Genomic DNA, 20,479 nt, shown 5'->3' on the forward strand with positions numbered 1-20,479 from the left:
GCTGGGTTTTTCGCGCGCGGGATCCACGGGATTACCGGCGGGGCGCCACTGGTCAGACCGGTCATGCCAATTTCCGCCCTGCCCCTTGTATTTCAGGAAATCCCGCGCGTAGACTGCGCCTGCACTGGACATACCGGTAAGACCACAATAATTAAGTCCTGAATCTGATGTGCTCCGCACACGGCAGCCAGGACACCGACCAGGATTCCTCCCATGCTCAGATGGTGCTCGCGTTCAATCTTCCTCCAAGTGGTTCTCGGACTGGTGCTCGGCATCATCTGCGGACTGACCCTTCCCGAATATTCCGCTCAGCTCAAACCCTTGGGCGACGGCTTCATCAAACTGATCAAGATGCTGATCGGCCTGATCGTGTTCTGCGTGGTGGTCAGCGGCATCAGCGGCGCAGGGGATCTGAAGAAGGTCGGGCGTATCGGCCTCAAATCGGTGATCTACTTTGAAGTACTGACCACCATCGCGTTGGTGATCGGTCTGGTGTTCGCGTTCAGCACCGGGATCGGCAGCGGCGCGAATATCCATCTGGAGCAGTTGTCCGCCGCTGACATGGGCGACATCGCCGAACGCGGCCAGCACATGCACACCACCACGCAGTTCCTGATGGACCTGATCCCGACCTCGGTGCTCGGCGCCTTTGCCGACAACAACATCCTGCAAGTGCTGCTGTTCTCGGTGTTGTTCGGCAGCGCACTGAATCTGGTGGGTGAAGCGGCCTCGGGGATCTCGCGACTGATCAACGAACTGAGCCATGTGATCTTCCGGATCATGGGCATGATCGTGCGTCTGGCGCCCATCGGCGTGTTCGGCGCCATCGCCTTCACCACCAGCAAGTACGGCCTCGATTCGCTGCAGCACCTGGGCAGTCTGGTCGGTTTGTTCTACCTGACCTGCGTCGCGTTCGTCAGCGTGATCCTCGGTGTAGTGATGCGCGCCTCGGGCCTGCGCCTGTGGCCATTGCTCAAATATCTGCGTGAAGAGCTGCTGATCGTCATGGGCACCGCCTCCTCCGATGCCGTGCTGCCGCAGATCATGCGCAAACTCGAACACCTGGGCATCGGCAGCTCGACCGTCGGGCTGGTGATTCCCACCGGCTACTCGTTCAACCTTGACGGTTTTTCAATCTACCTGACGCTGGCCATTGTGTTCATCGCCAACGCCACCGGCACGCCATTGGCGATGACCGACCTGCTGACGATTCTGCTGGTGTCGCTGATCACCTCCAAGGGCGCCCATGGCATTCCCGGTTCGGCGCTGGTGATTCTGGCGGCGACACTGACAGCGATCCCGGCGATTCCGGTGGTCGGGCTGGTGCTGGTGCTGGCGGTGGACTGGTTCATGGGCATCGGCCGGGCGCTGACCAACCTGATCGGCAACTGTGTCGCCACCGTGGCCATCGCCCGCTGGGAAAAGGACATCGACGTACAACGCGCAAACAAAGTACTCAGCGGTCAGCAGGGCTACACCTTTCAACCGCGTAAAACCGGAACTCCGGCGCACCAGCAAGAGTTCTGATTTTCAACCCCGCAGGAGCTGCCGCAGGCTGCGATCTTTTGATCTTGTTTGCGGCATCCCCTATGGGCTTACGGAGCTAGACAAGTGATCACCACATCAACCGTCGTCAACTCAGTCGTAGAAAAACTGCGCGCCGCCCTCGCCCGTGGTCAGTGGCGCTCCGGCGACATGTTGCCGGGCCAGCGCGAACTGGCCGAACAACTGGGCATCAGCCGTCCGAGCCTGCGCGAAGCGGTGATCGTTCTGGAGACCCTGGGCCTGGTCCGTTCGATGCCGGGCAAAGGCGTGGTAGTGCTCGACGCCCAGCTCAGTGACAGCCAGAGCCACGACAGCGCGGTCGCCGGCGCCAGCCTCGAAGACGTGCTGCAACTGCGCTACACGCTTGAGCCGTTCATTGTCGGCCTGGTCGCGCAGTCGATCAGCAGCAAGGAGGTCGGGCAGTTGCGCCTGACCTTGATGGACATGCGCGAAGCCCTTGACGCGGGCGACAGCGAAGCCGGCGTCAGCGCCTACATCGCCTTCCACGAAGAGCTGTTCACCCTGACCTCGAACCCGATTTTCCAGAGCGTGGTGCAGCAGACCAGCAATGCCCTCAAGCAAAGCGCCGAAGTGCTGCGCAATTCGCCCGAGCATCTGGCCGAACGCCTGGAAGAAAACGAAGCGGTGGTGCGCGCGATCCGCAGCAAGAACAGTGCTCAGGCCAGCGCCGAAATGCGTCGGCACATCCTGCGCGAAGGCCAGCGGATGGGCATCGAACTGAATATCCCGGAAGACAACCTCAGCCACTGAATGCTTCACACTGGAGACCGGCCATGAACAGTCTTGCCACGTCGCCGCACACTCGTCAGATGTCGGCACCTCTGCCCTTCTCCCGCCTCCGAGCGCCGGCAGATGCTCTGTACCCGCGGCTGTTCGAGGCGATTCTGGACCGGCGAATCGACCCGGCCAGCCGCTTCACCGAAGACAGCCTCAAGCAGATGTTTGGCGTCAGCCGCGCCGATGTACGCCGGGTACTGACGCAGTTGTCCCATGAGCAGGTGATTGTGCTGCGTGCCAATCATCGGCCGCGGGTCGCCGCACCGGATGCAGAACAGACCCGACAAACCCTGCACGCCCGGCGCCTGACCGAAGCGACGCTGGTGCGTCTGGCTTGTCAGAATGCGTCAGCGGAGGGTTTGAAACGCTTGCGCACGCTGGTCGAACGCGAACGCCTGGCCGTGGTTCAGGAACGGCGTGCGGCGGCGATTCGTTTGTCCGGAGAGTTTCATCTGCAGTTGGCGCAGATGGCGGGGAATGCACCACTGGCGCATTTCCTTGGCAGCCTGGTGCCGTTGACGTCGCTGGCGATTGCGCGGTGTCAGCACCAGACGCATAGTTGTTGCGCATGGCAGGAGCATTTGGCGCTGCTTGAGGCGGTTGAATGTGGAGATGGGGTCAAGGCCAGTCTACTGATGAACCGGCATCTGGATGATCTGGAGCAGACGCTGCTGGAGCCAACCATCAAGCATTACGTTGTCGGTTGAATCGCCATCGCGGGCAAACCCGCTCCCACAGGGTTATTGTCGTTCACAAATCATGTGTACACCTGTAAACCTGTGGGAGCGGGCTTGCCCGCGATGGCGTCAGCCCTGACACCGAAGAACCATCAGGCAGAAGCCACCTTGGCAAAACCCGCCCGGATCTTCTCTTCCGGCAAATCATCGGCAATAAACACGATCACGCTTTCCCGCGCCTCACCCTCGGCCCACTCGGTGTCCCAGTCGAAACCGTAGAGTTTCAGCACGCCCTGAAACACCAGCCGGCGATCCTCGCCAGCGATGTTCAACACTCCTTTGTAACGCAGCAATTGCTTGCCGTGCTCTTCCAGCAACTCATTCATGAATTCGCTGAGCCGATCGATATCCAGCGGCTGGTCCGTGCGCAGTACCAGGCTGGAGATGCGATCGATGGAAGGCGCCTTGCTCACCGGACGCAGGCTGACCCCGCCGCCCAGATCGGCATTGAGGTTGAAACCCCGCACATCAAGCAGTTGCGCCAGATCGATGTTCCCGTGCTCGACCACGCGGATCGGCGCACGGCGGTTGATCCGCGTCAGGCGTTCGCTCAGTGCATTGAACGTGGCCTCATCCACCAGATCAGTCTTGCTGACCAGCAAGCGGTCGGCAAAACCGATCTGCGCCTGGGCGATGGTCTGGGTCAAGTGCAGGTCGGCGTGGGCGGCGTCGACCAACGTGATGATGCCGTCGAGCAGATAGCGCTCGCGCAGCTCTTCATCGATGAAAAAAATTTGCGCCACAGGCGCTGGATCGGCCAGCCCGGTACATTCGATCACCAGCCGGTCGAAGGCGATTTCGCCGCTGTCCAGGCGTTCGAGCAGCAGGTACAGGGCCTTGGTCAGATCAGTGTGAATGGTGCAGCAGACGCAGCCGTTGGCCAGGGTCATGACTTGCACCGGCTGGTCGCCGAGCAACTGGGTGTCGATGCCGGCGTCGCTGAATTCGTTCTCGATCACGGCGATTTTCAGACCGTGCTCGGCTTTCAGCAGATGGCGCAGCAAGGTGGTCTTGCCGGCGCCGAGAAAACCACTGAGTACCGTTACGGGTATGGGAGAAGACAAAACAGATCCCCTTCATAAAATGAATGAACACACAAAAACAAATGTGGGAGCGAGCCTGCTCGCGAAAGCGGTGTGTCAGTCAAATCATTCATCAACTGACACTCCGTATTCGCGAGCAGGCTCGCTCCCACAGGGGGGGATTGCATCAGCCGCAGGCTGTCAGCTCAACAGCACTTCGGCCCACCCTTGCCACCGTAACGCGCTTCCTGACGCTCGCGAAAGAACATCTCGTAGCTCATCACCGGTTTGTCCGGGTGTTTGGTTTGCATATGCTCGACGTAGGTGTCGTAGTCGGGCATGCCGACCATCAGGCGCGCGGCCTGACCGAGGTATTTACCGAGCGACTCAGGTCATTGAACATGGTGCAATCCTCTGGTTACGCGTCCGGCAGGGCCTGGAATGGTGATTCTTTATCCGTACGCTCTTTTTTGCCCCAAGCGGCAATGCCGACCTTGAGCGCATAGAACAGGATGCTGAAGACCACGAACAGGAACAGCGCGGTGAGCGTTGCGTTGGTGTAGGCGTTGAAGATCACGTGCTGCATCTGCTCGATGCTCTTGGCCGGCGCAATAACCTGGCCGGCGGCCAGGGCATCGCTGTACTTCTTGGCCAGCGACAGGAAGCCGATCGCCGGGTTGGCGTCGAACAGCTTGATGAAGCCCGCAGTCGTGGTGCAGATCAGCAGCCAGGCGGCCGGCAGCAGGGTGACCCAGATGTAGCGCTGGCGCTTCATCTTGATCAGGACCACGGTGCCGAGCATCAGCGCGATACCCGCCAGCATCTGGTTGGAGATACCGAACAGCGGCCACAGGGTGTTGATGCCGCCCAGTGGATCGATCACGCCCTGATACAGCAACCAGCCCCACATCGCCACACATCCGGCGGTGGCGATCAGGTTGGCGGTCCAGGATTCGGTACGTTTCAGCGCTGGCACGAAGGAGCCGAGCAGATCCTGCAGCATGAAGCGCCCGGCACGGGTGCCGGCGTCCACAGCGGTCAGGATGAACAGTGCTTCGAACAGGATCGCGAAGTGGTACCAGAACGCCATGGTGTTTTCACCCGGCAGAACACTGTGCAGGATCTGCGCGATACCGACCGCCAGAGTCGGCGCACCGCCGGCACGGGCGAGGATGGTGGTTTCACCGATGTCATGGGCAACCGCTTGAAGCGCCTCAGGCGTGATCGCGAAGCCCCAACTGCTGACCATCTGCGCCACCGATGCCACGTCACCACCGACCACCGCGGCCGGGCTGTTCATCGCGAAGTACACGCCCGGCTCGATCACCGAAGCGGCGACCATCGCCATGATCGCCACAAACGATTCCATCAGCATGCCGCCGTAACCGATGTAACGGGCGTTGGTTTCGTTATCCAGCAGCTTCGGCGTGGTGCCCGACGAGATCAGTGCGTGGAAACCGGATACTGCACCGCACGCGATGGTGATGAACAGGAACGGGAACAGACCGCCCTTCCACACCGGGCCCGTGCCGTCGACGAACTGGGTCAGCGCCGGCATTTTCAGCTCGGGCATGGTCACCAGAATACCGATCGCCAGAGCGATGATGGTGCCGATCTTGAGGAACGTCGACAAGTAGTCGCGTGGCGCGAGAATCAGCCACACCGGCAACACGGCGGCGACAAAGCCATAACCGATCAGCATCCAGGTGATTTGCACACCGGTGAAACTGAAAGCCTTGGCCCACACCGGATCAGCGGCAATCTGCCCACCGAGCCAGATCGAACCGAGCAGCAGCAACACGCCGATGACCGAGATTTCGCCAATGCGGCCCGGGCGGATGTAGCGCATATAGATGCCCATGAACATCGCGATCGGGATGGTCGCCATCACGGTGAAGATGCCCCACGGGCTCTCGGCCAGGGCCTTGACCACGATCAGCGCCAGCACCGCAAGGATGATGATCATGATCAGGAAGCAGCCGAACAGGGCGATGGTGCCGGGGATGCGACCCATTTCTTCACGGACCATGTCGCCCAGGGAACGGCCGTTGCGCCGGGTCGACATGAACAGGACCATGAAGTCCTGCACCGCGCCCGCCAGTACCACCCCGGCAATCAGCCACAACGTGCCGGGCAGGTAGCCCATCTGCGCCGCCAATACCGGGCCGACCAGAGGTCCTGCGCCGGCGATCGCGGCGAAGTGGTGACCGAAAAGAATGTGTTTGTTGGTCGGCACGTAGTCCAGACCGTCGTTGTTGAGCACGGCGGGGGTGGCCCGACGCGGATCCAGTTGCATCACCTTGTTGGCGATGAACAGGCTGTAGTAACGGTACGCAACCAGATAAATGGCCACCGCCGCGACCACGATCCACAAGGCGTTGATCGCCTCTCCTCGGCGCAATGCCACTACGCCCAGGGCGCACGCTCCTACGATTGCCAGCACTAGCCAGGGTAAGTGGCGTAGCAGGCTATTATTATTTTTCATTTTATTATTCCAGCCAGGGTGGACAAGAAAGACAGCCACCCCGAGTTTAGCGCTTACGGCGCCAAAGGCCATACCCCGACGTTGGTCTAGACGCCTTGTCGATTGGCAGCCACCCGCCGGTCGGGTCTATAGTCAGCGAACGCTTCCGAGGATTGCGCCATGAGCGAACAACCAGCCAATCGCCGTCGCTTCAAACGTATTGCGTTCGATGCCAGAACCGAGCTGAGTCAGGGCCAATTCATATGGCCGGTGAAGTTGATCGATCTGTCCCTCAAGGGGCTGCTGATCGAGCGGCCGGAGCCTTGGCTTGGGGACAAGGAACAGGATTTCTTCGTCGACATTCATCTGAGCGATGACGTGGATATCCAGATGGATGTGCATCTGGCCCATGAGGATCACGGGCAACTGGGGTTTGTCTGCCGGCATATCAGCCTGGAATCGATCCAGCGCTTGCGGCGGTTGATCGAGCTCAACCTGGCTGACGAAGCCGAGCTTGAACGCGAACTGGGCGCACTGATCGAAATCTAGCCCCCAAATCGATCTGTGGAAACAACCGTGTGGTGAGGGGATTTATCCCCGAGGGGGCGCGGAGCGGCCCTGATAAATTCGGGTCTGCTGCGCAGCCCATCGGGGATAAATCCCCTCACCACAGGTTTTCATTCAATCAAGGGAATGGCAGCTATTCGAACAATGCGTCGAGCGCCTGTTCGAGGCGGGTCACGGCAATGATCTGCAGCCCCGCCGGCGCCTCTTTCGGCGCATTGCCTTTGGGCACGATCGCGCGTTTGAAGCCATGCTTGGCCGCTTCCTTCAAGCGCTCCTGCCCACTCGGCACCGGACGCACCTCGCCGGACAAACCGACTTCGCCAAACACCAACAGATCATGCGGCAACGGCCGGTTGCGCAGGCTCGACATCACCGCCGCCATCAAGGCCAGGTCGGACGCGGTTTCCAGCACCTTCACCCCGCCGACCACGTTGAGGAACACGTCCTGATCGTGAGTCGGAATGCCGCCGTGGCGGTGCAATACCGCCAGCAACATCGCCAAACGGTTCTGATCCAGACCCAGCGTAACCCGGCGCGGGTTGGCCAGATGACTGTCATCGACCAGCGCCTGGACTTCCACCAGCATCGGCCGGGTGCCTTCCCACGTCGCCATGACTACGCTGCCCGGGACTTCCTCCTGGGCACGGGTGAGAAAAATCGCCGAAGGGTTGGAGACTTCTTTCAGGCCCTTGTCGGTCATGCCGAACACGCCGAGTTCGTTGACCGCGCCGAAACGGTTTTTCACCGCCCGCAGCAAACGCAAACGCCCGTCCGATTCGCCTTCGAAATACAGCACGGTGTCGACCATATGCTCCAGAACTCGCGGGCCGGCGAGCGCGCCTTCCTTGGTGACGTGGCCGACGAGGAAAATCGCCGTGCCGCTCTGCTTGGCATACCGCACCAGCAACGCCGCACTCTCACGCACCTGCGAGACGCCACCCGGCGCTGATTGCAGCTGTTCGGTGAAAATGGTCTGGATCGAGTCGATCACCATCACCTTGGGTTTTTCCTGGCGGGCGGTGGCGATGATGGTTTCAATGCAGGTTTCGGTCATCACCCGCAGTTGATCCTGCGGCAGCCCGAGACGGCGGGCACGCATGGCCACTTGTTGCTGGGATTCTTCGCCGGTGACGTACAGCGCCGGCATGCTCTTGGCGAGGTTGCACAGTGTCTGCAACAGGATCGTCGACTTGCCGATGCCCGGGTCACCGCCGATCAATACCACCGAGCCGTCGACCAGACCGCCACCCAGGACCCGGTCCAGCTCTCCGGACGCGGTAGAGAAACGCGGAATCTCTTCGATGCTGACTTCGGCCAGAGTCTTGATCTGCGCCTGCTGCCCGGCCCAGCCGGTACGCCCGGTGGGCGCCGTGGCGCCGCCGCTCTCGATCATGGTTTCGGTCAGGGTGTTCCAGGCGCCGCACTCGCCGCACTGGCCCGCCCATTTGGGAAAGGTTGCGCCGCATTCGGTGCAGCCGTACATGCGCTTGGCCTTGGCCATCTGGATCCCCCGGCAAAAACCGCGATGATAACGCAGCCACCGCTCAGCGCGGCACGGCGGTGCGGATTTCGCCGTTGGCCAGACGCGCGGCGCTATTGCCCAGCGGATCCTCGGCATTGAGGTCGGCGCCCTTGGCCTTGAGCGCGTCGAGCAGTTCGATGCGCTTGAACAACCCGGCGTACATCGCCGCAGTCTGGCCGGCGCCGTTGCGTTGATCGGGGCTGCAATCGGTGGCCATCAGTCGCCGGGCGATCTGCATCTCGCCCTTGAAGATCGCGCCCATCAGCGCCGTATTGCCGCGTTGATCCTGTGCACAGGCATCAGCCCCCCGCCGCCAGCAATTGTTCAACTGCCGCTCCCTGGCCGTGATACGCCGCCAGAATCAGTGCGGTGTAGCCCTTGCTGTCGCGGGTATCGAGGGAATAACCGGACTCGATGAAGGTCTCGAGCATCGGCACATCACCACGCCGGGCGGCATCGAAGTAGTAATCCTGCAACTGGGCCTTGATCGCCTCGGGGTTCTGTTCGGCCACCGCAGTCAACGACCAGCAACCGAGCAACAGTAAAAGGAAGGGACGCATAAATGCTCTCCTGGGGCAGAACGGGGCCTGCATCAGGCCCCGCGTTGCATGGCGTCGAGATCAGTCGACCAGTTTCGCTGCCAGCGCCTTGACCCGGCTCAGATCACCCTTGGCCACTTTGGTCACGCCGGTGCCGTATTCCGGGTCAGCCTTATAAAGGAAGGACAGGATGATGTGCTTGCTCTCGTCATCGGTGGTCGCCAGCGAGCCGCCGAAACTGGCGATCAGGTCCTGACGCTCCTGCTGGCTGAACGAGCGATACAGATCACCGGCCTGCTTGAAGTTCTGCTCGCGCTGAATCTTCGCCTGCTGGGTGCTGCCGGACAGCGCCAGCTGGCTGTAACGCGCGCTTTGCGGCTCTTCACGCGGTTGCAGGCGGCTTGGCTGATAGTTCACGCCAGACTGCGTAGCACCGAAGTTCAGCGCACCGTCCTGATTGCCATTGTTGACGGCAACTTTCGGCGCATTGATCGGCAGTTGCAGGGCATTGGCACCTAAGCGATACATTTGCGTATCGGCATAAGAAAATACCCGGCCCTGCAACAAACGATCTTCCGAAGGTTCGATACCCGGCACAACATTGGCCGGGGCCATCGCAACTTGTTCGGTTTCCTGGAACACGTTGGCCGGATTACGGTTCAACACCATTTGTCCAACTTTTCGCTCAGGAACATTTGGCCAGATCTTGGTAGCGTCCAATGGATCGAAATCAAACTTGGACAAATCTTGCGGATTTAGCACTTGGATGTACAAGTCCCATTTCGGGAAATCACCTTTGTTGATATGGCTGACCAGATCATTAGTCATATGACTGTAATCCTTGCCCTGAACTTTCTCGACTTGTTCAGGTGTCAGGTTTTTGATGCCCTGCAAACTTTTCCAGTGAAACTTCACGTAGTGCACTTCGCCCTTGGCGTTCACCAACTTGTAGGCATGCACGCCATTACCGTCCATCTCGCGATAACTGGCCGGAGTACCCGAATTGGAATACAACTCGGTCAGCGTGCGGGTCGCTTCCGGCACGTGGGAGAAGAAGTCGAAACGACGCGAGTCATCGTCCAGGTTGGTACGTGGATCGGGTTTGAAGGCATGAACCATGTCCGGGAACTTGATCGCGTCGCGAATGAAGAACGTCGGGAAGTTGTTGCCCACCAGATCCCAGTTGCCATCGGCGGTGTAGAACTTGGTGGCAAAACCCCGTGGATCACGCAGGGTTTCCGGGGAATGGTTGCCATGCACCACAGCGGAGAAACGCACAAACACCGGTGTGACCTGGCCGGCGGCGAATACTTTGGCCTTGCTCAAATCGCTGAGGTCGTTGGTCACGGTGAAGGTCCCGTGAGCCCCGGTGCCGCGGGCATGCACCACGCGCTCGGGAATGCGCTCACGGTCAAAACGCTGGAGCTTCTGGATCAGTTGCACATCCTGCAGCAACACCGGACCGGTGGCACCGGCAGTCTGCGAATTCTGGTTGTCGCCGACCGCGGCACCGTTATCCCGGGTCAGGGGTGCAGCGTGCACGGAGAAGGTCAGTAAGCTGGCGGCGAGCACGCCGAAAGTACGGCGATGGGGAAAAGCCCCCAGTCCAAGAGTGGAATTCATATCAGGTTCCTCTGGTTTTTTGGGCGCATCCAGGTGCGCAAACCAGAGGCTAGAGGGCTATGGCGGTGAACATAAATAGAAAGTTCGTAACTCGACGATTGAAAAAAATGGCTTTGCGATCAGCGATTTACGGCGTATTTCGCGCGCGATTAGTGGCACTTTGCAAACTAATCGTTGATTCATGTGTCGATAAAAACGGGCATTGTAAGAAGGTGTTTCGCGCAGGACGCGTTTTGCTGATTTACACTGCGTACACCAAACTCATCTGTAACAAGGAAATAACCTATGGGCGTGCTAAGTGAGTTCAAGGCCTTCGCGGTCAAAGGCAATGTGGTCGACATGGCCGTCGGTATCATCATCGGTGCAGCCTTCGGCAAAATCGTTTCATCGTTTGTCGGCGACGTGATCATGCCGCCAATCGGCCTGTTGATCGGTGGGGTGGACTTCAGTGATCTGGCCATCACGTTGAAAGCCGCCGAGGGCAACGCCCCTGCCGTGGTACTGGCTTACGGCAAATTCATCCAGAGCGTTCTGGACTTCGTGATCGTTGCTTTTGCGATTTTCATGGGTGTCAAAGCCATCAACCGCCTGAAACGCGAAGAAGCCGTAGCCCCTTCCCTGCCGCCGGTTCCAACCAAGGAAGAAGAGTTGCTCGGCGAGATCCGCGATCTGCTCAAGGCGCAGAACAATCGGCCTTGACGGTTTCATGAAGGAAAACGGCGCCTGATGGCGCCGTTTTTTTTACCAGTAATTTTCCACCGCCACCTGACCGGGCCGCCGCGTCAGGCTCAGGCTCATGTGGCGTTTCTTCAGCAACGCGCGGGTGTCATCGATCATCTGCGGATTGCCGCACAGCATGACACGCGAGTGCTCGGGGGTCAGTTCCACGCCGGCCTCACGTTCCAGTTGGCCGCTTTCGATCAATGTGGTGATACGACCGTGCAAGGCGCCAGGCCCTTGTCCGCGGGTAACCGTGGGGATGAACCGTAATTTATGGGCATGCTCTGCCAGGTAATCACGTGTGGAAAGCTCAGCGATCAATGATTGATAGGCCAGCTCCCTTGCCTCGCGCACGCTGTACACCAGAATAATTCGCTCGAAGCGCTCCCACACTTCGAAGTCCTGCAGGATCGACAGAAACGGTGCCACGCCGGTCCCTGTGGATAACAACCACAGATCCCGGCCGTCGACAAAACGATCCAGCGTCAGGTAACCAAAGGCCTGGCGCTCCACCAGCACGGTATCGCCGACCTGCAACCGGCTCAGTTCGCTGGTGAATTCGCCACCCGGCACCACGATAGAGAAGAACTCGAGAAACTCGTCGAAGGGTGAAGAAACCATCGAGTAGGCACGCCACACCGTGCTGCCATCCGCCTTGGTCACGCCCAGGCGCGCGAATTGTCCTGCGCGGAACCTGAAACCTGTATCGCGCGTAGTGCGCAACGTGAACAGGCTGGGGGTCAAGGGCTGCACGTCGAGCAAGGTCTGGGCAGTAAACTTTTCTGCACTGACAGTCATGGGCCACTCCACTGTAAAGAACCCAGACAGTTTCGCGCAAACTGACACTGTAAACACCACTGTTTTTGTAATGTCTTTTCATTTAGCTAGCGAACCCAATGAGACACAAACTCAGATACACCAATGGAGAAATTTTCAGATTTCAATCTGAAATTGAATGACACATTGAATACAACGCTCTACTCCGGGCTAATAACATTCTTGCAATCAAACTTCTCTGCAAAGAGCAAAAAAGTTCAACGCCAACTGTAGGACATGTCCTACACTCGGTTGCGCGATGGATTCATTGGATCCAAAAAAGCCCAGCGCGTAAAAACGATTTCACGGAGCGTTTGTGATGGAAATGTGGAAGGAGTCGCAATTAAAGCAACTGACTTTCGCGAGAGAAATAGAGACTGCTTATCCGATCCTGCTGAGATTCGCTCAAAACATAGGCTTCAACTTTTGTGCCATCTCTTTGACATCAAACAATCGGAACGCCGACTTTAAAGCCTTGCAAATCAATAACTACCCCACGCAATGGAACAAACTTTATGAACAGGAAAGCTACAGCAAAATCGACCCGATAGTTACGCATTGCAGCCAATCCATGCAGCCCATTGTCTGGAGCGAAGCGTTGTTCTCGCAGACGCCAGCATTGTGGAGCGCTCAACAGAAACACGGTTTGCGACACGGCTGGTCGCAGTCGTTCCACCATGACGCCACCGGGTTGTGCAGCACACTGAGTCTGTGCAGAAAAAATGGTCCGCTAAGCCCACTCGAGTTGTACGAGCATTTTGGCTACATGTTTTACGCGACCAGTCATCTTAGTAATCTGTTTGCCAGAAACCTGCCCAAACCACCGGAAAAACCAGCCCGACCCCATCTGTCGCCGCGGGAGCTGGAAGTATTGAAGCTGTCGGCCGTTGGCAAGACAGCCTATGAGATCGCCAGGATCCTCTGCCTGAGCGAGCGAACGGTGAACTATCACGTGCAGAACATCATCCTGAAACTCGACGTTTGCAACAAAATCTCAGCGGTCTCTGCCGCCCAGCAATTGGGCCTGCTCAGCGCCAGTTAACACGAAATCCCGCGGGCAATCGGCCGGGAAAAAACGTACCATTTGCGACCTTCCTGAGTGATGACGTGCACTGCACGCCGCAGTCCACTCGGACGGTCCCGCCGCGCTATGCCCAAGGCAGCGGGCCACCCGTTGATTAATCAGAGTCCCCGCCCCATGCCTTTGCTCGACACGCCCTTCGCCCAACTCGACCTGATTCGCCAGCCTGAGCAGCAGAATGAACCGCTGCAAGCGTTCGATGCGGCTGACGAGTACCTGCTCAATCATCTGGCCGCGCAACAACCGGCGGCAGACACTCGGGTATTGGTACTCAATGACAGCTTCGGGGCCTTGGCAGCGAGTCTGGCGGGCAAGGTTCAGGTCAGCAGCAGCGGCGATTCGTTTCTCGCGTTCCAGGGTCTGGAAAAGAACCTGGTACGCAACGGCCTGGCATTTGATGCCGTGCGAGGGATTGCGGCGAGTGAGCCGTTGGTCGGGCCGTTCGACAAGGTGTTGATCCGCGTCCCCAAGACGCTCGCACTGCTGGAAGAGCAACTGATCCGTCTGCAAGGGCAACTGGCCCCCGGCGCCGATGTGGTGGCAGCGGCCATGGTCAAACACTTGCCGCGCGCCGCCGGTGATCTGCTGGAGCGTTACATTGGCCCGGTACACGCTTCACTGGCGGTAAAAAAAGGCTCGCCTGCTGATCGCGACACCCGAAGCCAAAGCCCCGGCGACCTCGCCCTACCCGTCGCGCTACCAGCTCGACGAGCCGGCCATCGAATTGCTCAACCACGCCAACGTGTTCTGCCGTGAAGGTCTGGATATCGGCACCCGGGCCTTTCTCCCGCACCTGCCCAAAAACCTTGGCAGCGCCCGGGTCGCCGACCTTGGCTGCGGGAACGGCGTACTGGCCATCGCCAGCGCACTGCGCAACCCTGACGCACACTACACGCTGGTCGACGAATCGTTCATGGCCGTGCAATCGGCTGCGGAGAACTGGCGCGCCGCGCTCGGCGAACGCGAAGTGATCGTGCGCGCCGGCGATGGTCTGGCCGGGCAGGAGCCGCAATCGCTGGACGTGGTGCTGTGCAATCCGCCGTTCCATCAACAGCAAGTGGTCGGCGATTTCCTCGCCTGGCGCATGTTCCAGCAGGCCCGCGAGGCACTGGTGGTGGGCGGTGCGTTGTACATCGTCGGCAACCGGCACCTGGGTTATCACAGCAAGCTGGCGCGGCTGTTCCGTGGCGTTGAGCAAGTGGCGGCCACGCCGAAATTCGTGATTCTCAAAGCCCGCAAGTAAAGCATCAGGCAAAAAAAAACCCTCCGCGGTACAGAGGGTCATAAAACCGTGCCCAAGGGCGACGGGACGGGATGTCTCAGTGTGTGGTCAGGCCGGCCGCGCTCATGAACAGGCGCATCAGACTGGCGGCAATGAACAGCGCGCCGACGCTACCGATCCAGATCAGGGCCAACCAGCCGAGCCGCTGCCACAGCGGCTTTTTTTCGGCTTCTTCAATCTCGTGCAGGGAATGTTTGCCGTTCATTGCATCGTTCCTCCATCAGGCGATGACGTCGCCAGGGACGCCATCGCGAGCAGGCTCGCTCCCACAGGTGTGCGGGGCGGCAGTCTAGTGGTAACCGTCTTCATGGGTGACCTTGCCGCGGAACACGTAGTAGCTCCAGAAGGTGTAACCCAGGATGAACGGGATGATGAACAGCGTACCGACCAGCATGAAGCCCTGGCTTTGCGGCGGTGCGGCGGCGTCCCAGATCGAGATCGACGGCGGCACGATGTTCGGCCACAGGCTGATGCCCAGACCGCTGTAACCGAGGAAAATCAACACCAGGGTCAGCAGGAACGGCATGTAGTTGGCGTTGCGTGCCACCGCGCGGATGAGCCCGTACAGGGTGACCAGCACCAGAATCGGCACCGGCATGAACCAGAACAGATTCGGCATGCTGAACCAGCGAGTGGCAATTTCCGGATGCGCCAGCGGCGTCCACAGGCTGACGATACCGATTACGGCCAGCAGCACGAATGCCAGCGGCCGCGCCAGGTTGTGCATCTGCTCCTGCAACTTGCCTTCGGTCTTCATGATCAACCAGGTACAACCGAGCAAGGCATAGGCCACCACCAGCGCGGCGCCGCAGAACAGGGTGAACGGTGTCAGCCAGTCCAGTGAACCGCCGGCGTATTGCCGATTGACCACCGGCAAACCGTCGATGAATGCCCCGAGTGCCACGCCCTGAAAGAACGTCGCCGCCACCGAGCCGCCGATGAACGCCTTGTCCCACAGGTGACGTTTGTCGTCCTTGGCCTTGAAGCGGAACTCGAACGCCACGCCGCGGAAAATCAGGCCGATCAGCATGAAGATCAGCGGCAGGTACAGCGCCGACAGCACCACCGAATAGGCCAGCGGGAACGCGCCAAACAACGCCGCGCCGCCCAATACCAGCCAGGTTTCATTGCCGTCCCACACCGGGGCGACAGTGTTCATCATCACGTCACGGTCGGTCTTGCCCGGGATGAACGGAAAGAGAATCCCGATCCCCAGGTCGAAACCGTCCATGACCACGTACATCATGATGCCGAAGATGATGATCACGGCCCAGATCAGCGGAAGATCAATACCCATGAGTCAAATCTCCTTTTCCAGGCTGCGCGGCGAGTCAGCGTCGGCGCCTTCGTCATCGGCGGCGGACAACGGCCGCGCCGGTGTGCGTTTCTGGCCAGGACCACCTTCGTTGGTCTCCTTGCCTTCGTCGGTTTTCGGCCCTTTGCGCACCAGACGCATCATGTAGCCGAGTCCCGCACCGAACAGCGCGAAATACACCACGACGAACATGATCAGGGTGATGCTCATCTGCATGAAGCTGTGATTGGACGAAGCATCCGCCGTGCGCATCAGCCCGTAGACCACCCACGGCTGGCGACCGATCTCGGTGGTGAACCAGCCGGCGAGGATCGCGATCAGGCCGGACGGCCCCATCCACAACGCCAGATACAGGAACGGGCGCGAGGTGTAGAGCGTGTCGCGCTTGCGCAGCCACAGGCTCCACAGACCGGTAAAGATCATCAGGAAACCGAGGCCGACCATGACCCGGAACGACCAGAACACGATGGTCGAGTTCGGCCGGTCTTCAGGCGGGAACTCCTTGAGCGCCGGCACCTGCTTGTCCAGCGAGTGGGTCAGGATCAGGCTGCCGAGGTACGGGATCTCCACGGCGAATTTGGTTTTCTCTTCTTTCATGTCCGGCCAGCCGAACAGGATCAACGGGGTCGCTTCGTTGCCTTTATTCTCCCAATGGCCTTCGATCGCGGCGATTTTCGCCGGCTGGTGCTCAAGGGTGTTGAGGCCGTGGAAGTCGCCGATCACCGCCTGGATCGGCGCGACGATCAGTGCCATCCACATCGCCATCGACAGCATGGTGCGGATCGCCGGGTTGTCCCTGCCGCGCAGCAAGTGCCAGGCCGCCGACGAGCCGACGAAGAACGCCGTGGCGACGAACGCCGCCGTCGCCATGTGCATCAGGCGATACGGGAACGACGGGTTGAACACGATGGCCAGCCAGTCGGTCGGGATCACTTGACCGTTGACGATCTCGAAGCCTTGCGGCGTCTGCATCCAGCTGTTGGACGCGAGAATCCAGAACGTCGAGATCAGCGTGCCGATCGCCACCATCACCGTGGAGAAAAAGTGCAGTTTTCGTCCGACCTTGTTCCAGCCGAACAGCATCACCCCGAGGAAACCGGCCTCAAGGAAGAACGCCGTGAGCACCTCATAGGTCAGCAACGGTCCGGTGACGGAACCGGCGAAGTCCGAGAAACGGCTCCAGTTGGTACCAAACTGGTAGGCCATGACCAGACCAGAGACCACACCCATGCCGAAGTTGACGGCAAAGATCTTCGACCAGAAGTGGTACAGGTCTCGGTAAGTGTCGTTATGGGTTTTCAACCACAGCCCTTCGAGCACCGCCAGGTAGCTCGCCAGACCAATGGTGATGGCCGGGAACAGGATGTGGAACGAGATGGTGAATGCGAACTGAATTCGGGCGAGATCGAGCGCCTCTAAACCGAACATAAGTCTTCCTCTGTCAGGTAATACCGGCGATGGGGCTTGTGGCCCCTGCACCTACTGCCCCCACGGATATCGAGTGCGGCGAATTCTGATTCGTTCTTTTTTAATAACCATCGCAACGCAGGGAGTCTGGCCGTCGGGCCACCAGACCATGGCCCGAGAGGGTCTTGATCTGGATCAAGCAACGTTAAAAGAGTAGTCCCATTTCCGACGAAGAACGGCGTGGTCGTTTGCCGCGTGACAAGTTGCCTCAGCGCCTGGGCAACGCTCTGAAATACATCCCCCAGAGCGGCACGACCTGTAGGGAGGGGATTCATCCCCGATGGGCGGCGAAGCAGCCCCCCCTCCAATACACACTGCCTTTTGGTCGTGTCGGCAGTTTTTACGACTGCTACGCAGTCGATCGGGGATGAATCCCCTCGCCACAGGGGGATCGGCATCCAGTCCGGAGATAGATGTCTGGCTAACTAAATTTTTCGTCATGGCAACTTCCTGTTACAGACTGGTGATAACCTCACCGTTCCGCCCCGTGCCAGACCTGCCTTCAGATGCCCAGCCAAGAGCCCCTGCTGTTACGTCACCATCGTCCGTTTCTCGCGTTCTGGTTCGCCCGGATCTTCACCGCCAGTGGCTTTCAGATGCTCACGGTGGCGATCGGCTGGAATCTGTATCAGTTGACCGGCAACGTGCTCGACCTGGGTCTGGTCGGTTTGGTGGAATTCGCGCCACGGGTGCTGTTCATGCTGCACACCGGTCACGTCGCCGACCGCTATGACCGGCGCCGGGTCGCGGCGATCTGTCAGTCGTTGCAGGCGTTGATTGCCCTGGCGCTGGCCATCGGCAGCGCCACCGATCACATCACCCGGGAAATGATCTTCATCCTCGCCTTCCTGCTCGGCGGCGCGCGCTCCTTCGAGCTGCCGACTACTCAGGCGCTGCTGCCAAGTATCGTGCCCAGCGCCCTGTTTCCACGGGCGGTCGCCGCAGCGCAATCGGCTCAACAGTCAGCCACCATCGTCGCCCCGGCCCTCGGTGGCTTGCTTTACGCGTTTGGCAGTGTCTGGGTCTACGGCCCGACGGTGTTGCTTTACGTCATCGCCTGCACCTTGATGCTCAACCTGCCCACGCGACAGACGCCACTGAACAAAGGCAAAGCCACGCTCGACTCGTTGCTGGCGGGCATCCGTTTCATTCGCAGCCGCCCGGACATTCTCGGAGCGATCTCGCTGGACTTGTTCGCCGTGCTGCTCGGCGGCGCCACCGCGTTGCTGCCGGTGTTCGCCAAGGACATTCTGCTCACCGGGCCGTGGGGCCTGGGCCTGCTGCGTTCGGCGCCGGCGGTCGGCGCGCTGGGGATGTCGCTGTTTCTGGCGCGATTCGCCGTCGAGCGCAATGTCGGTCGCGTGATGTTCACCGCCGTCGGCGTCTTCGGCGTGGCGACCATCGCCTTCGGCCTGTCGACCTCGTTCTGGTTCTCACTGGCGGTGCTGGTGGTGCTCGGCGCGGCGGACATGATCAGCATGGTGATCCGCGCCTCCTTCGTGCAACTGGAAACCCCGGACGAAATGCGCGGCCGGGTCAGTGCGGTGAACGGCCTGTTCATCGGCGCCTCGAATCAGCTCGGCGAATTCGAATCCGGCCTCACCGCGCACTGGTTCGGCACCGTCCCGGCTGTAGTGATGGGCGGGATCGGCACGCTGGTGGTCACCGGGACGTGGATCAAACTGTTCCCGACCCTGGCCAAACGCGACCGGATGCATGTGCCGGTGGAAGAGGTGAAGGTCTGAGGATCGTCACACCAACATCTCCCCCGCCACTTTCGCCCGCAACGCCTTGCCACCAAGTTGCTCCACCAGCGTCAGGGCAAACGCCAGTGCGGCGCCGGAGCCCTGGGCGGTGATGCAATTGCCGTCGACCACCACCGGTTGATCAACAAACGTACAGCCCGACAGCTGGTGACTGACACTTGGCAGGCAGGTCATGCGTCGCTGGCGTAATACGCCAGCGGCTTGCAGGGCGATGGCCGGGGCTTCGGCGATGGCGGCGAACAGGCGTCCGGCGCTGGCCTGGTCCTTGAGCAATTGTTGCAGCGGCTGATGCGCCGCCAAATGTTGAGAACCGACAACCCCGCCGGGCAGGACGATCAGGTCAAACGTCTGCGCCAGTACATCGACCAGCATGCCGTCCGCCGTCAGGCGCGTACCGCGTGCGCAGGTCAGCATGCGCCGGCCTCCGATGCTGGCCGCCACCACTTCAATGCCGGCGCGGCGCAGCACGTCGATCAGGGTCACGCTGTGCAGATCATCGATGCCCTCGGCGAGGGTAATCAGGGCTCTAAAGGTCATGGGCGCTATCCGCTGAGTGATCTTTAAAGCGTAGTCAGCTTTGCCCTGCCTGTTTGCTGACAGCCGTTACTTGATGTAAAGCTGGGTCGACATCGTGTTGCGTGGTGCGTTGATCGAGGTGTTGCTGAAGCTGAACGTGCCTTCCTGCTTGCCCGCCAGATCGAAGGTATACAGCGAGCCGACCGTTTTGCTGCCGGGGGTGCATTCGGTCAGATTGCCGGTATCGAAAGCGCACACCGGAGCGCGGGTGCCATTCACTTCAAAACCGTCCAGCGTGGCGTGTGGCTGGTTCTGGCCATAGCCGATTTCCAGGACATACACCTTGATACTCGGCCCGCTGTGATTACATTGGGTTTGCGGCTGGTTATCGCCAATGTCTTCCAGGCCACAGGCCGGCGACTGGACCTTGATCACTTTCACCTCAGTCAACGGTGGCGCCGAGGCTGCCAGCACCGCCGTCGACCCGGCCATCAGCCCTGCCACTAACCCGAAAGCCTGCATCCAGCGCTTGCCCATGTGATCGCGTTTCCCCGAAAAATTCAGCGCGCAGTATGGCGCAGATAACCCTGCTACAAAACTTCGACGACGTTCGGTACCAACAACCGCCATATTCCTCACGCTGCTGGTATGATGCGCGGCTTTTTCCGGCCCACCACAAATTCCCAGGCGCTTGCGACG

The 20,479-nt window shown here is 59.9% G+C and carries 17 protein-coding genes and 3 pseudogenes; 8 read left to right on the plus strand and 12 right to left on the minus strand.

What is annotated here, in order from left to right; all coding sequences use genetic code 11:
• Positions 1–213: 213 nt before the first annotated feature.
• The 3 genes from HT737_RS11090 (at position 214) to HT737_RS11100 (ending at position 3,050) form a co-directional block, all read left to right on the plus strand.
• A complete protein-coding gene (locus HT737_RS11090) occupies positions 214–1,527 on the plus strand; it encodes a C4-dicarboxylate transporter DctA (RefSeq protein ID WP_095668274.1) in 1,314 nt (437 codons plus the stop codon).
• An 84-nt stretch (positions 1,528–1,611) separates the two neighbouring features.
• Positions 1,612–2,316, plus strand: coding sequence for a FadR/GntR family transcriptional regulator (locus HT737_RS11095; protein ID WP_047296689.1), 705 nt, complete (start codon positions 1,612–1,614; stop codon positions 2,314–2,316).
• A gap of 23 nt (positions 2,317–2,339) precedes the next feature.
• Positions 2,340–3,050 (plus strand): GntR family transcriptional regulator, encoded by a 711-nt coding sequence (locus HT737_RS11100; RefSeq protein WP_047296690.1) that lies wholly within the window; start codon positions 2,340–2,342, stop codon positions 3,048–3,050.
• Positions 3,051–3,172: 122 nt separating this feature from the next.
• Here HT737_RS11100 and yjiA read toward each other — a convergent pair whose 3' ends face one another.
• The 3 genes and pseudogenes from yjiA to HT737_RS11115 all read right to left on the minus strand — a co-directional run bounded on the left by yjiA (position 3,173) and on the right by HT737_RS11115 (position 6,587).
• Positions 3,173–4,144: a GTPase gene (yjiA, locus tag HT737_RS11105; RefSeq protein ID WP_182402540.1), complete on the minus strand. Its 972-nt coding sequence runs from the start codon at positions 4,142–4,144 to the stop codon at positions 3,173–3,175.
• A gap of 164 nt (positions 4,145–4,308) precedes the next feature.
• Positions 4,309–4,505 (minus strand): annotated as a pseudogene (locus tag HT737_RS11110) (YbdD/YjiX family protein).
• Positions 4,506–4,520: 15 nt separating this feature from the next.
• Entirely contained in the window at positions 4,521–6,587 is a 2,067-nt protein-coding gene (locus HT737_RS11115; RefSeq protein WP_047296692.1) for a carbon starvation CstA family protein, read from the minus strand.
• A gap of 159 nt (positions 6,588–6,746) precedes the next feature.
• Here HT737_RS11115 and HT737_RS11120 point away from each other — a divergent pair, with 159 nt between their 5' ends.
• Positions 6,747–7,115, plus strand: a complete 369-nt coding sequence (locus HT737_RS11120) for a PilZ domain-containing protein (RefSeq protein ID WP_041065221.1) — start codon at positions 6,747–6,749, stop codon at positions 7,113–7,115.
• A 151-nt stretch (positions 7,116–7,266) separates the two neighbouring features.
• Here the strand turns inward: HT737_RS11120 and radA are convergent, their stop codons facing one another.
• From radA to katB, 3 genes and pseudogenes are all read right to left on the minus strand, one after another.
• Positions 7,267–8,634 (minus strand): DNA repair protein RadA, encoded by a 1,368-nt coding sequence (gene radA, locus HT737_RS11125; RefSeq protein WP_003228407.1) that lies wholly within the window; start codon positions 8,632–8,634, stop codon positions 7,267–7,269.
• 43 nt (positions 8,635–8,677) lie between these two features.
• Positions 8,678–9,215, minus strand: a pseudogene (locus tag HT737_RS11130) (ankyrin repeat domain-containing protein).
• 60 nt (positions 9,216–9,275) lie between these two features.
• Complete coding sequence (gene katB / locus HT737_RS11135; RefSeq protein WP_047296694.1) at positions 9,276–10,817, minus strand: catalase KatB; 1,542 nt, start codon at positions 10,815–10,817, stop codon at positions 9,276–9,278.
• A 285-nt stretch (positions 10,818–11,102) separates the two neighbouring features.
• Here katB and mscL point away from each other — a divergent pair, with 285 nt between their 5' ends.
• Entirely contained in the window at positions 11,103–11,516 is a 414-nt protein-coding gene (gene mscL, locus HT737_RS11140) for a large-conductance mechanosensitive channel protein MscL (RefSeq protein ID WP_115986790.1), read from the plus strand.
• 42 nt (positions 11,517–11,558) lie between these two features.
• On the opposite strand, the gene HT737_RS11145 is transcribed toward mscL, so the two are convergent.
• Positions 11,559–12,335, minus strand: a complete 777-nt coding sequence (locus HT737_RS11145; RefSeq protein ID WP_182402544.1) for a ferredoxin--NADP reductase — start codon at positions 12,333–12,335, stop codon at positions 11,559–11,561.
• Between the two features lie 337 nt (positions 12,336–12,672).
• On the opposite strand from HT737_RS11145, the gene HT737_RS11150 reads away from it, so the two are divergent.
• Both HT737_RS11150 and HT737_RS11155 read left to right on the plus strand, forming a co-directional pair.
• Positions 12,673–13,395, plus strand: a complete 723-nt coding sequence (locus HT737_RS11150; protein WP_047296699.1) for an autoinducer binding domain-containing protein — start codon at positions 12,673–12,675, stop codon at positions 13,393–13,395.
• A 156-nt stretch (positions 13,396–13,551) separates the two neighbouring features.
• A pseudogene (locus tag HT737_RS11155) lies at positions 13,552–14,677 on the plus strand (methyltransferase).
• Between the two features lie 76 nt (positions 14,678–14,753).
• Here the strand turns inward: HT737_RS11155 and HT737_RS11160 are convergent.
• From HT737_RS11160 to HT737_RS11170, 3 genes are all read right to left on the minus strand, one after another.
• Entirely contained in the window at positions 14,754–14,921 is a 168-nt protein-coding gene (locus tag HT737_RS11160; protein WP_080963309.1) for a DUF2474 domain-containing protein, read from the minus strand.
• Positions 14,922–15,005: 84 nt separating this feature from the next.
• Complete coding sequence (gene cydB / locus HT737_RS11165; protein WP_007963753.1) at positions 15,006–16,013, minus strand: cytochrome d ubiquinol oxidase subunit II; 1,008 nt, start codon at positions 16,011–16,013, stop codon at positions 15,006–15,008.
• Positions 16,014–16,016: 3 nt separating this feature from the next.
• A complete protein-coding gene (locus tag HT737_RS11170; protein ID WP_041065206.1) occupies positions 16,017–17,459 on the minus strand; it encodes a cytochrome ubiquinol oxidase subunit I in 1,443 nt (480 codons plus the stop codon).
• Positions 17,460–18,004: 545 nt separating this feature from the next.
• Here HT737_RS11170 and HT737_RS11175 point away from each other — a divergent pair.
• On the plus strand, positions 18,005–19,243 hold the full coding sequence (locus HT737_RS11175) for an MFS transporter (protein WP_182402545.1): 1,239 nt from the start codon (positions 18,005–18,007) through the stop codon (positions 19,241–19,243).
• 6 nt (positions 19,244–19,249) lie between these two features.
• Here the strand turns inward: HT737_RS11175 and HT737_RS11180 are convergent, their stop codons facing one another.
• On the minus strand, positions 19,250–19,801 hold the full coding sequence (locus HT737_RS11180) for a DJ-1 family glyoxalase III (RefSeq protein WP_182402547.1): 552 nt from the start codon (positions 19,799–19,801) through the stop codon (positions 19,250–19,252).
• Positions 19,802–19,867: 66 nt separating this feature from the next.
• Positions 19,868–20,317 carry a DUF4879 domain-containing protein gene (locus HT737_RS11185; protein ID WP_182402549.1) on the minus strand — a complete coding sequence of 150 codons (450 nt, stop codon included), beginning with the start codon at positions 20,315–20,317 and terminating at the stop codon, positions 19,868–19,870.
• Positions 20,318–20,479 lie beyond the last annotated feature (162 nt).

The organism is Pseudomonas sp. MD195_PC81_125 (assembly GCF_014060985.1).
Classification (GTDB): Bacteria; Pseudomonadota; Gammaproteobacteria; order Pseudomonadales; family Pseudomonadaceae; genus Aquipseudomonas; species Aquipseudomonas parakoreensis.

What these genes read in the sequence shown, in the direction of transcription:
- HT737_RS11120 (WP_041065221.1), top strand. Translation starts at nt 6,747, where the DNA reads ATGAGCGAACAACCAGCCAATCGCCGTCGCTTCAAACGTATTGCGTTC.
- mscL (WP_115986790.1), top strand. Translation starts at nt 11,103, where the DNA reads ATGGGCGTGCTAAGTGAGTTCAAGGCCTTCGCGGTCAAAGGCAATGTG.
- HT737_RS11090 (WP_095668274.1), top strand. Translation starts at nt 214, where the DNA reads ATGCTCAGATGGTGCTCGCGTTCAATCTTCCTCCAAGTGGTTCTCGGA.
- HT737_RS11170 (WP_041065206.1), bottom strand. Translation starts at nt 17,459, where the DNA reads ATGTTCGGTTTAGAGGCGCTCGATCTCGCCCGAATTCAGTTCGCATTC.
- HT737_RS11160 (WP_080963309.1), bottom strand. Translation starts at nt 14,921, where the DNA reads ATGAACGGCAAACATTCCCTGCACGAGATTGAAGAAGCCGAAAAAAAG.
- HT737_RS11145 (WP_182402544.1), bottom strand. Translation starts at nt 12,335, where the DNA reads ATGACTGTCAGTGCAGAAAAGTTTACTGCCCAGACCTTGCTCGACGTG.
- HT737_RS11115 (WP_047296692.1), bottom strand. Translation starts at nt 6,587, where the DNA reads ATGAAAAATAATAATAGCCTGCTACGCCACTTACCCTGGCTAGTGCTG.
- HT737_RS11185 (WP_182402549.1), bottom strand. Translation starts at nt 20,317, where the DNA reads ATGGGCAAGCGCTGGATGCAGGCTTTCGGGTTAGTGGCAGGGCTGATG.
- cydB (WP_007963753.1), bottom strand. Translation starts at nt 16,013, where the DNA reads ATGGGTATTGATCTTCCGCTGATCTGGGCCGTGATCATCATCTTCGGC.
- HT737_RS11175 (WP_182402545.1), top strand. Translation starts at nt 18,005, where the DNA reads ATGCCCAGCCAAGAGCCCCTGCTGTTACGTCACCATCGTCCGTTTCTC.
- radA (WP_003228407.1), bottom strand. Translation starts at nt 8,634, where the DNA reads ATGGCCAAGGCCAAGCGCATGTACGGCTGCACCGAATGCGGCGCAACC.
- HT737_RS11100 (WP_047296690.1), top strand. Translation starts at nt 2,340, where the DNA reads ATGAACAGTCTTGCCACGTCGCCGCACACTCGTCAGATGTCGGCACCT.
- HT737_RS11150 (WP_047296699.1), top strand. Translation starts at nt 12,673, where the DNA reads ATGGAAATGTGGAAGGAGTCGCAATTAAAGCAACTGACTTTCGCGAGA.
- katB (WP_047296694.1), bottom strand. Translation starts at nt 10,817, where the DNA reads ATGAATTCCACTCTTGGACTGGGGGCTTTTCCCCATCGCCGTACTTTC.
- HT737_RS11180 (WP_182402547.1), bottom strand. Translation starts at nt 19,801, where the DNA reads ATGACCTTTAGAGCCCTGATTACCCTCGCCGAGGGCATCGATGATCTG.